This is a genomic window from Aeromicrobium sp. UC242_57, from assembly GCF_044452305.1.
Taxonomy (GTDB): Bacteria; Actinomycetota; Actinomycetes; order Propionibacteriales; family Nocardioidaceae; genus Aeromicrobium.
Window position 1 is genome coordinate 1,419,105 of record NZ_JBIOAM010000003.1, and the last position, 8,989, is coordinate 1,428,093.

Here is an 8,989-nt window from a genome sequence, read left to right on the forward strand (position 1 = left end):
CCGAAACCCTACTGTTGCCCGAAGGTCAGTCCGACACCGTGTCAGAAACGACGTACGACGTCGCGATGTCGTAGTCGTACAGCACCCGGGTCCGCAGTGCGACGTCCTGGATCGAGCGACCACCCGCGTTGACCGCGCACCACAGCAGACCGATCGGGAACACCACGACGATCAGCGCTCGCAGCAGGGCCAGGCTGAACCCCAGCCGTCGACCGTGGCGGTTGACGACACGCGTGCCCATGATGCTGCCGCCGAGCGGCTTTCCGGTCACCGCCCAGGACGCCGTCAGGTAGACCACGAGGAAGGCCATGCCGCTCACCATGAGCAGGAACCAGCCGTCCGCGGCCAGCTGAACCCGACCGGATTGGTCACGAACCGCAGCGCGATGATCGACAGGTGTCCACGAGCACCACGACTCCGGCGAGCAGGTAGTCGATGACACCGGCCACGACCCGCGTCACGACGCCTGCCGGGCGACCATGCAATGACGATACGGTCCGCGCTGCCGCTGGGCTCATGGCTGCTCCCCCACATCGACGCGACGCCTGCGGCGCCTGCTCAAGAATCGTGCGACGGCCTCGTCGGCGCTGGCCGCACCGCGCGCGCTCCGGTCACGACATCGGAGGCGACTCCTGATGTCGATTCTCGGATGATGGCGGGCAGGTCGATCTCGTCGATGACCTCGGTGGCGAGCTGGGCCAGGTCGATCCGTGCGCGGCTCAGCTCGGTCAGGTCGAGCTGGTCGAGCACCGACTCGACGATCAGTGCCACGTCGACCCGTTCTGCGATCAGAGCGTTCAGGTCGATCCGATCGAGCACCGACTCGACGATGCGGGGCAGCTGCGCATCAAGCACCGACTCGACCAGGTCGTGGGCGGCGACCCACGTGGTTTCTGCGCCGTGACGGGGCGCGTCGGACACGTCGTGCAGAGCGCGGCCTGGTGACAACGCCTCGGGCACCAACGGAGGTCGCAGCGCGAGCTGCGTCAGGGCACGTAGGGGCTGCGCACCTCGCACAGCCAGTGCCTGCGCCGGCACCAGACTGAGCTGCGTGCCAGGCCGAGCGCCGCATCGAGGCCACGGCCGACGACGCCCACCACCTCGTCCACCGCAGCCTCGTCCACCGCTGCCTCCTCCACCACTGCCTCGTCCATCACGCCTCCTATTTCACCGCACTCAGGACCGTGCCGATGCTGTTGGTCGCCCAGTGCAGTCCCGCCGGGGCCAACAGGCTGCCCGATCGGCGTCGCATCTCGGCGAACACGATGCCGGCTGCTGCGGTGAAGGCGACGATCGCGATCACGACGGCAGCACCGATCAGCCACGAGCCCTCGGACGCCGACGCGAGTGCCTCGTTGCTGTCGAGCAGCCGCAACCCCGCCGGCACGTGCCACAGCCCGAAGGCCGCTGCGGACCACCACGTGGCCTGTCGTGCGCCGTACCGGCGACGAGCAACCCCCAGAGCACTCCCCGGAACGCGAGCTCTTCCAGGACGATGGTCCGCAACGGGATCACGACCAGCACCTTGACGGCGACAGCGCCCGCCGTCGCCGGCATCGAGTCATCGTCGAAGGCCGACTCGGTGAACGGCAGCACCGCGACCAGCAGGTATCCGACGGCCACGAGCGAGAGCTGCGACAGTGCCCCACAGCAGACCTCGCCCGAGACCGGCTCGAGACAGCCCGACGTCGGCAAGGCTCAGGCCCGCCCGACACCCGATCACCAGGAGCAGGACGCAGGCCAGGCAGGCGACCGGCACCGTCAGCCACATGTCCTGGTTGATCAGGAGCACGTCGGTGACGACCAGCACCACCAAGACATACGCCAGGCAACGAGCGTCGCGGCTCACGGTCTCAGGCGCGGCGATGTCCTGCTGCATGTCCGTCCCAACCCTGACGAGCACTCGCGATTCCCCTGGTGTGGCTCAGCTGCGAGACGATCCCGGCAACCGCCAGGAGGACGAATCCGAGCGTCCAGAGCCAATGGCCGTCGATGTTCTCGGTCACGGTGGCGGTGTCGAAGTCAGCCGTCTCGAGCACGCCGGTCAGCAGCATGATGCCGGCGACGATGACGCTGGCGCCGGCCAGCGAGCTCAGCACCACGAGCAGCATCATCGGCACATCGGCCGCGATCGCCAGCAGCGCGACCACGAGTCCGACCACGACGCCCACCGAGATCGTGACCCAGTCCCAGGAGACTCCGAGCGCCGTCGTGACGGTCGCGCCCAGTGCGAAGCCCATCGATCCCATCGCGAGGATCACCCCGACCGCGTAGTACAGGTAGGCCAGCAGGGCGAACACCAGTGCCAGCGCGATGCCGATGATCCAGCCCAGGGCCGAGGCCAGGTAGCTGTCGTCGTTGATCCACGTTGCCAGGCCCGAGCCCAGGCCGAAGCCGATCAGCGCGCCCCAGATGCTCAGGACCAGTCGAAGCGTCCAGTAGCCGCGGAAGCACAGCATCAGGCCGGCAAGAAGCGCCAGCACACCTACGAGAATGTCAGACATGGTTTCCACCTTCGGTTGTCGTACGCAAATGTCTCAGAACTTCCACACGAGCGGGATCAGCACCACGGCGATGACCATCCACCACAGCATGATCGGCAGGCCGAGCTTCCAGTAGTCGCCGAACCTGTAGCCGCCGGGCCCCATGACCATCATGTTGGCCGGAGTTGCGATGGGGGTCAGCAAGGATGCTGCGCCAGCCACGGCTACGAGCATCAGGACAGGCTGGACGGAGATGCCGGTGTCGAGTGCAGCCGAGACCGCGACCGGCAGCACGATCAACGTCGTCGCGGTGTTGTTGACGATCTGGCCGAGCACCGCGATCAGCGCGAACAGGGCGATCATCAGCAAGTAGGGGCTGCCGTCGCCGACGACGTCGATCAGCACGGCGGCGATCTTGTCGGAGGCCCCGCTGGTCTGGATCGCCGTCGACAGCGGGATCAGCCCGCCGATCAGCACGATCGCGCTCCACGACACCGACCGGTACGCCTGCTCCGACGACACGACCCGGCACAGCACCATGGCTCCGGCGGCCAGCAGACCGGCGATGGCAGGGGGCACGAGCCCGAACGACAGCAGCACGATCATGGCGACCAGGATCGCGATAGCCCGTCGCGCCGGAGCGCCCAGAGGACCCAGCTGCCGACGAACGAGGGAGGCATCGTCGACGACCAGGACGTCGCGATCCTCGCTGAGCGCCTCCAGGTCCGACCAGGTTCCCCGGATCAGCAGCGTGTCTCCGGCAGCGAGCTGGGTCTGGACCAGCCCTCGGTCGGCCCCCCGCCGTTGCACGGCCAGGATCGTGACGCCGCCGGGACGCATCTGACCCGGAAAGACCACGTCACCGATCAGGGGGGAACGTGGTGGCACGACGACTTCGACGACCCCGGCTTCCTGGCCGAACAACGCCTCGGACGAGCTCGCGCCGATCGGTTCGGCCAGCACGAGCAGCGCCTCACGGCGCACGAGCGCCGCGACCCGTTCGGACGGGCCAGCCACGACGAGCACGTCGCGCTCGTCCAGCGTGATGCTCTGAGCGGGCCTGGATGCCGACCAAGGTGACGTCGGTGTCGTCGGTGAAGGCGACCTCGGCCAGGCGGGTGCCGATCAGTCGTGAGTCGGCCTGCACCCGCAGCCGGTAGAAGCCCTCGTGGAGGGCGTAGTCGCGGGTCAGTGTCTCCTGGTGCCGGCTCAGGTCACGACCTAGCTGGCTGGAGCGGCGCGACGGCAGCAGCCGCGCGCCGAAGAGCAGCACGATCGCCATGGTGCCGACCAGCAACGGCACGCCGACGACCGCGTACTCGAAGAATCCGAAGCCGCCACCGCCAGCATCCCGGGACGCATCGGACACGAGCACGTTGACCGGGCTGCCGGTCAGCATCAGCAGCGAGCCTGCGCTGCCAGCGAATGCCAATGGCATCAGCATCTGCGAGGGAGCGACACCGATGCGGGTCGCCAGCACCACGACCATCGGCAGCAGGGCGGCCACCGAACCGTTGAGGCTGATCAGCGCAGTCAGCAGGGCACACAGCACCATGACCGCGGTCAGCAGCCGGTTGCGGTCCTCGCCGGCCCGGTCGATCAGGTTCTGTCCGGCCCAGGTCGTGACGCCGGTCGAGTCGATGCCCTCGCTGACCACGAAGAGCGCCGCGATAAAGACGACGACCGGGTCGCCGAACCCGGCAAGCGCCTGGTTCGCGGTCAGGACGCCGGTGAAGTACAGCGCCATCGCCGTGCCGATCGCGACGACCCCGACCGGGAGCCGGTTGGTCACGAACAGCACGATCGTGCCCGCCAGGATCAGCAGGCTGATGGTCGCGTCGGTCATGATGGGGCCGCTCAGCCGATTCCGGCGGCGATCCCCAGGACGACCACGATGATGACGAAGTAGATCGCCAGCAGCGGCGCGATGAAGCGTAGGTACTTGTCGAAGCCGACCTTCGCGATCGCCAGGCCGCCGACCACGACGACGTTGGTCGGGGCGAACATCAGCATGAAGCCGTGGCCCATCTGGAACGCCGTGATGACGAGTGAGCGCGAGACGCCCGCGAAGTCGCCCAACGGAGCCAGCAGCGGCATCGCGAGCGTCGCATGACCTGACGAGGACGGGATCAAGAACGCGAGCGGGATGTTGACGATCGCGACCAGCACGGCGAAGACGCCTGCGGACGTGCCCTCGACCAGGTTCTCCATCGCGTTCAGCACCGTGTCGAGCGTCTGCGTGTTGGTCATGATGACCGAGACGCCGCGGGCCAGGGCGATCACGATCGCGGGCCCGATCATGTCGCCGATACCGGTCGTGATGAGCGAGACGATCTTCTTCTCACCCATCCGGGCGACGAGCCCGATCAGGATCGCGCTCAGGAAGAACAGCATCGCGAGCTGCGGGAACCACCAGTTGGCTCGAACCAGTACGGCTCGGTCGCGGTCTCGTGCAGGATGTCGTACTCGGCCCCGCTCGTCGCGCCGCCGAAGATGCTGGACCACGGGATGACCGAGAAGATCATCAGAGCGAATGTCAGCCCCGTGATGGTCAGGACGGCTTCTGCGTACGGGTCAGCTCGGTCGACAACGGCTCGTCCGTCTGCTCGGCAGCATCTTCGTCGAACCCGACGACCGACCGGCTCGGATCGCGCTGGACCGAGCGGGCGTAGCGCAGCACGAAGACGATCGAGACCGTCGTCAGCACGACCCACAGGAACAAGCGCAGGACGATGCCGTCGCCGATCGAGACACCGGCCTCGCCAGAAGCGACACCGATCGAGAACGGATTGACCGTCGAGGCCATCGAGCCGGTCAACGCACCCAAGATGATGACCGCCGCCGTGACCATCCGGTCGTAGCCGAGTGCCGCGAACATCGGGATGAGCAGCGCATAGAAGCCGAAGGTCTCGACCGAGAAGCCCATCGTGGAGCCCAACAGCGAGAACAGCAGCATGACGGCCACGATCAGCAGCCAGCCGCGCTCGCCGACTCCCACTGCCAGGCGACCGACGGCGACCTCGAGGCTGCGGGTCGAGAAGCTCACCGAGATGAACCCACCGAGCGCGAAGATGAAGATGATGACGCCGATCGAGCCGAACATGTGCCCGGCGGCCTCGGTGTTGACGAATCCGGTCGTCGAGTCCTGCAGGCCGTAGGCACCGTTGATCGGCGACAGGATCAGCTCGCGGACGCTGTCGAAGAACGACAACGGCGAGGGAACCTGGTGGAAGGATCGATGACGGGGGCGCGTCGGCGTCCGCGCTCGTACTGGCCCGACGGGATGAACAGCGCGGCAACCCACACGGCGATGGCGACGAACGCCAGGGTCGTGACCGCACCTGGGAACTGGAACGTGCGCTTCGGCTTGCTGGCCGTCGTCGTCATGACTGGTCCTTGATCCGTCGTGCGTACTCGGTGAAGAACACGGCCTTGGCGATCGTGGCCTTGCGCAGGCGTCGATCAGCACCCGTTCATTGGGGGCGTGAATGTTGGCGTCACTGTCGGTCGCGCCGAGCAGGAGCTTCTCGGCTGCCGGGACAGCCTCGTGCAGGGCCATGACGAGCGGGATCGAGCCGCCACCGGCCATCAGCGCGGCGTCCTCGTCCCAGGCGGCTGCCAGGGCGTCCATCGCGGCGTCGTAACCGGGGCCGTCGAGTCGGCGGCGAATCCGTTGCCGATCTCACCGGCAGTGACCGTGGCCGAGATGCCGAAGGGCCGCTGTGCCGAGAGGTAGTCGACCAGGGCGGCTTGCGCCTCTGCGGCCGGCTGCTCGGGGTGCACGCGCAGGTTGAGCACCGCACGGGCGTGGCCGGCGACAGCATTGATCAGCCCGTCGACCGGCGGAGCCTCGAAGGCGACCACGGTGACGGCGGGACCAGACCAGATGCGCTCCCCCAGCGTGCCGGTGCCGAACAGCGATGTGCCGTCGATGATCTCGCCGAGCTCGCGGAACTCGGCCTCCTCGTAGGTCGCACCAGTCCACGGCTCACGTCGCAGCCCAGGAACCTTGACGTCACCGTTCTCGTCGTGGATCGAGGCCAACAGGTGGATCAGGGCGATCCGAGCGTCGGGCGCTGCGCCACCGTACTGGCCGCTGTGCTTGTCGGCGACAAGGGTGCGGATCTCGAGGTCGACCTGGGCCGAGCCGCGCAGCGCAACGGTCAAGGTCGGATGTCCAGGCCGCACGCTGCCGACGTCGGCGATGATCATGGCGTCGGCGGCGAAGATCTCGGAGGCTTCGGGCGGGTAGTTGTCGAATGGGCTGCCGAACTCTTCCTGACCCTCGATCACCACGGTGATGCCGACCGGTGGGCGGCCTCCGTGGGCCTTGAGCGCGCCTACGATGCTGAGGATGTTGGCCTTGGAATCGGCTGTGCCGCGACCGTACAGCGCACCGTCGATCTCGGTTGCCTCGAACGGCGGGGTGTTCCAAGCTCGAGATCGCCGGCCGGGACGACGTCGTAGTGCGTGTAGAGCAGCACCGTCGGCGCACCGTCGGGAGCCGGGATGCGCCCGATGACGACCGGCGCTGTCTTGCCCTCGATGCGCAGCTGCTCGATCGACTCGACCCCGGCATCGCGCAGCAGCTCGACGACGAAGTCGTGCGCCTCGAACAGCGGTTCAGCAGGAAAGCCGTCGGTGGCGACGGACGGGATGGCGACCAGGCGCTTGAGGTCGTCGACCAACGTCGGCAGCAGTGCTTCCACCCGATCGACGAGCTCTGGATCGTGGCCTGGCCGCCCCGTGCTCATGCGAGTGCCTTGGCCTTCAAGGTCTCGAACTCGGCCTGGGTGATCGAGCCCGCCGAGAGCAGCGCCTGTGCGTCGGTGATCTGCTCGGTCGGCGACTTGGCGCCTGCCGTGCGTCGGATGTAGGCATCGATCTCGTCGCGGGCGGCTTCCTGGGCCTCGATACGACGCCCGGCGATGCCGCGCCCCCGCACGATCAGGTAGACCAGCGCCGTGATGATCGGCGCGATGATGAGGAAGAAGACCCAGACAGCCTTCTTGACACCGCTGACGGTGTGGTCGCGCAGCAGGTCTCCCAGCACCGTGAACAGCAGCAGGAGGTAGGCCACGAGCACGAAGCCGGCCCAGATCAATGACAGGGATTCCCAGAAGTTCATGTCGCCCTCACGCCGTCGTGCTCAGAGACCGTCGGTTGGTCTCCGAACGTTGACTAAACCCTAGTCCTTCGCCGGGTCATCGGACACCACGTCAGAAGGGTGAGATTCGGCGAGCTCCTGGTGGCCCGGACGGCTGCGCCAGAAGGCGATCGAGGCGACTCCCATCGCCAGTGGCGTCAGCACGGTCACGACTCGCCAGACGATCAGGCCGGCGACGGCGGCCGGCTCGACCTGCAGGCCCCCGACCTCCACCAACGCGGCCAGGATCACGGCATCGAGGACACCGAGGCCCGAGATCGGCAACAGGGTGAGCGGGTAGGCCACCAAGAAGATCGCGAAGATCTCGATGACAGGGACCGCCGAGGCGCTCACGCCGACGAACCGCAGCGCCAACGTCAGCAGCAGGGCATCGCACAGGACCATCAGCACCAGCACCAGCAGGGCTCGCGGCAGCCCGGCACGGATCTTGCCGACCACGTGCCACCGGAAGCGGACCGTCGACGCAGCCCAGGCATCCGGATCGACCGACGCACGGACCCTGCGCACGGTCTGGCCAGCCAGGACGCCGGCACGAGCAGCGAGCTCCTCCCTGGCCATCACGGCCAGCAGGCCCACCAGGATCAGCAGCGCGAGCAGGCCGCTGACCAGCGCGACGCACGCGTACGCGATGTCGAAGCGGTGGGGCAGGATCAGCACGAAGCCGAGGATCGGCACGGCGAACCGGGTCACGTAGAACGCCACGGTGTTCATGACGGCGCCGGCCAGCCCTCGGGAGGACTCGATCCCCCACGACCGGAACATCGCGATCCGCATGACGAGGTCGGACGGCGGCGGCGCGATCATCGACAGCAGGATCGCGGTCTGGTCGTTGATGACGGCGCGGAACACTCCCAGCCCACGGATGAAGATCGCGAGCGGTGAGGCATTCAGCACCTGCCGCACGAACAGCACGACCAGCAAGATCGGGACCTGCCACCAGTGGAGCTTGCGGGTGGCATCGACGACGGCCGCCCAGTCGATCTGGCCGACCAGCTGGACGATCGCCCAGGCGACCAGCAGCGACAGCACCACGATGAGCAGCGCCTTGACCGTCCGGCGGCGCGGACTGGTGAAGGTCGGGGTGCTCACCACCTCATCAGCGATGACGACGCCGAGATGCGAGGTAGCCGATCGCCGCTCCGATCGCCGCCATCACGAACAGCACGAGCCACAGTGACATGCGCACGTGGATCCAGAACAGGTTGATGTCGACCTGGTTGCGGTTCTGCACGATGAACAGCACCGTCAGGACCACCAGGACGATGGCGATCCAACGCTCCCGGATCAAGGTGATCAGTGGCGTCTTGTGGGAAGAAGGTGTCGACATGACAGGCCTCTC

Annotated in this window: 16 protein-coding genes; all 16 read right to left on the bottom strand. The window is 67.3% G+C overall.

Features of this window, described 5'->3' with window-relative positions; translation table 11 throughout:
- Positions 1-25: 25 nt before the first annotated feature.
- The 16 genes from ACHMWU_RS19410 to ACHMWU_RS19485 all read right to left on the bottom strand — a co-directional run bounded on the left by ACHMWU_RS19410 (position 26) and on the right by ACHMWU_RS19485 (position 8,977).
- A complete protein-coding gene (locus ACHMWU_RS19410; RefSeq protein WP_396046053.1) occupies positions 26-322 on the bottom strand; it encodes an RDD family protein in 297 nt (98 codons plus the stop codon).
- A 236-nt stretch (positions 323-558) separates the two neighbouring features.
- The gene (locus tag ACHMWU_RS19415) at positions 559-1,038 is read right to left on the bottom strand and encodes a hypothetical protein (protein WP_396046055.1); all 480 of its coding nucleotides are present in this window, start codon (positions 1,036-1,038) and stop codon (positions 559-561) included.
- Positions 987-1,154, bottom strand: coding sequence for a hypothetical protein (locus ACHMWU_RS19420; RefSeq protein WP_396046057.1), 168 nt, complete (start codon positions 1,152-1,154; stop codon positions 987-989). The genes ACHMWU_RS19415 and ACHMWU_RS19420 overlap by 52 nt, the downstream gene beginning before the upstream one ends.
- Before the next feature lie 8 nt (positions 1,155-1,162).
- Positions 1,163-1,462, bottom strand: coding sequence for a type II CAAX prenyl endopeptidase Rce1 family protein (locus tag ACHMWU_RS19425; protein WP_396046910.1), 300 nt, complete (start codon positions 1,460-1,462; stop codon positions 1,163-1,165).
- Between the two features lie 99 nt (positions 1,463-1,561).
- The gene (locus tag ACHMWU_RS19430; protein ID WP_396046059.1) at positions 1,562-1,879 is read right to left on the bottom strand and encodes a hypothetical protein; all 318 of its coding nucleotides are present in this window, start codon (positions 1,877-1,879) and stop codon (positions 1,562-1,564) included.
- Positions 1,854-2,504 (bottom strand): DUF4203 domain-containing protein, encoded by a 651-nt coding sequence (locus ACHMWU_RS19435; RefSeq protein WP_396046061.1) that lies wholly within the window; start codon positions 2,502-2,504, stop codon positions 1,854-1,856. Before ACHMWU_RS19435 ends, ACHMWU_RS19430 begins: the two co-directional genes overlap by 26 nt.
- A gap of 33 nt (positions 2,505-2,537) precedes the next feature.
- Positions 2,538-3,509, bottom strand: coding sequence for an SLC13 family permease (locus ACHMWU_RS19440; RefSeq protein ID WP_396046063.1), 972 nt, complete (start codon positions 3,507-3,509; stop codon positions 2,538-2,540).
- Complete coding sequence (locus ACHMWU_RS19445; RefSeq protein ID WP_396046065.1) at positions 3,457-4,329, bottom strand: SLC13 family permease; 873 nt, start codon at positions 4,327-4,329, stop codon at positions 3,457-3,459. Before ACHMWU_RS19445 ends, ACHMWU_RS19440 begins: the two co-directional genes overlap by 53 nt.
- 11 nt (positions 4,330-4,340) lie before the next feature.
- Positions 4,341-4,877 (bottom strand): hypothetical protein, encoded by a 537-nt coding sequence (locus tag ACHMWU_RS19450; protein ID WP_396046067.1) that lies wholly within the window; start codon positions 4,875-4,877, stop codon positions 4,341-4,343.
- Complete coding sequence (locus tag ACHMWU_RS19455) at positions 4,862-5,008, bottom strand: hypothetical protein (protein ID WP_396046069.1); 147 nt, start codon at positions 5,006-5,008, stop codon at positions 4,862-4,864. The genes ACHMWU_RS19450 and ACHMWU_RS19455 overlap by 16 nt, the downstream gene beginning before the upstream one ends.
- Before the next feature lie 26 nt (positions 5,009-5,034).
- Entirely contained in the window at positions 5,035-6,114 is a 1,080-nt protein-coding gene (locus ACHMWU_RS19460; RefSeq protein ID WP_396046071.1) for a hypothetical protein, read from the bottom strand.
- Positions 6,072-6,887: a M20/M25/M40 family metallo-hydrolase gene (locus tag ACHMWU_RS19465; RefSeq protein ID WP_396046912.1), complete on the bottom strand. Its 816-nt coding sequence runs from the start codon at positions 6,885-6,887 to the stop codon at positions 6,072-6,074. Before ACHMWU_RS19465 ends, ACHMWU_RS19460 begins: the two co-directional genes overlap by 43 nt.
- Positions 6,824-7,237 carry a hypothetical protein gene (locus tag ACHMWU_RS19470; protein WP_396046073.1) on the bottom strand — a complete coding sequence of 138 codons (414 nt, stop codon included), beginning with the start codon at positions 7,235-7,237 and terminating at the stop codon, positions 6,824-6,826. Before ACHMWU_RS19470 ends, ACHMWU_RS19465 begins: the two co-directional genes overlap by 64 nt.
- The gene (locus tag ACHMWU_RS19475) at positions 7,234-7,611 is read right to left on the bottom strand and encodes a PLDc N-terminal domain-containing protein (protein WP_396046075.1); all 378 of its coding nucleotides are present in this window, start codon (positions 7,609-7,611) and stop codon (positions 7,234-7,236) included. Before ACHMWU_RS19475 ends, ACHMWU_RS19470 begins: the two co-directional genes overlap by 4 nt.
- A gap of 60 nt (positions 7,612-7,671) precedes the next feature.
- Entirely contained in the window at positions 7,672-8,739 is a 1,068-nt protein-coding gene (locus ACHMWU_RS19480; RefSeq protein ID WP_396046077.1) for a lysylphosphatidylglycerol synthase domain-containing protein, read from the bottom strand.
- 7 nt (positions 8,740-8,746) lie between these two features.
- Entirely contained in the window at positions 8,747-8,977 is a 231-nt protein-coding gene (locus ACHMWU_RS19485; RefSeq protein ID WP_396046079.1) for a lipopolysaccharide assembly protein LapA domain-containing protein, read from the bottom strand.
- Positions 8,978-8,989 lie beyond the last annotated feature (12 nt).

Bases quoted from the DNA above. Each gene is read 5' to 3' on its own strand.
- ACHMWU_RS19475 (WP_396046075.1), bottom strand. From the start codon at position 7,611: ATGAACTTCTGGGAATCCCTGTCATTGATCTGGGCCGGCTTCGTGCTC.
- ACHMWU_RS19410 (WP_396046053.1), bottom strand. From the start codon at position 322: ATGGTGAGCGGCATGGCCTTCCTCGTGGTCTACCTGACGGCGTCCTGG.
- ACHMWU_RS19420 (WP_396046057.1), bottom strand. From the start codon at position 1,154: ATGGACGAGGCAGTGGTGGAGGAGGCAGCGGTGGACGAGGCTGCGGTG.
- ACHMWU_RS19460 (WP_396046071.1), bottom strand. From the start codon at position 6,114: ATGGACGCCCTGGCAGCCGCCTGGGACGAGGACGCCGCGCTGATGGCC.
- ACHMWU_RS19485 (WP_396046079.1), bottom strand. From the start codon at position 8,977: ATGTCGACACCTTCTTCCCACAAGACGCCACTGATCACCTTGATCCGG.
- ACHMWU_RS19470 (WP_396046073.1), bottom strand. From the start codon at position 7,237: ATGAGCACGGGGCGGCCAGGCCACGATCCAGAGCTCGTCGATCGGGTG.
- ACHMWU_RS19450 (WP_396046067.1), bottom strand. From the start codon at position 4,877: ATGCTGTTCTTCCTGAGCGCGATCCTGATCGGGCTCGTCGCCCGGATG.
- ACHMWU_RS19430 (WP_396046059.1), bottom strand. From the start codon at position 1,879: ATGCAGCAGGACATCGCCGCGCCTGAGACCGTGAGCCGCGACGCTCGT.
- ACHMWU_RS19455 (WP_396046069.1), bottom strand. From the start codon at position 5,008: ATGATCTTCTCGGTCATCCCGTGGTCCAGCATCTTCGGCGGCGCGACG.
- ACHMWU_RS19445 (WP_396046065.1), bottom strand. From the start codon at position 4,329: ATGACCGACGCGACCATCAGCCTGCTGATCCTGGCGGGCACGATCGTG.
- ACHMWU_RS19435 (WP_396046061.1), bottom strand. From the start codon at position 2,504: ATGTCTGACATTCTCGTAGGTGTGCTGGCGCTTCTTGCCGGCCTGATG.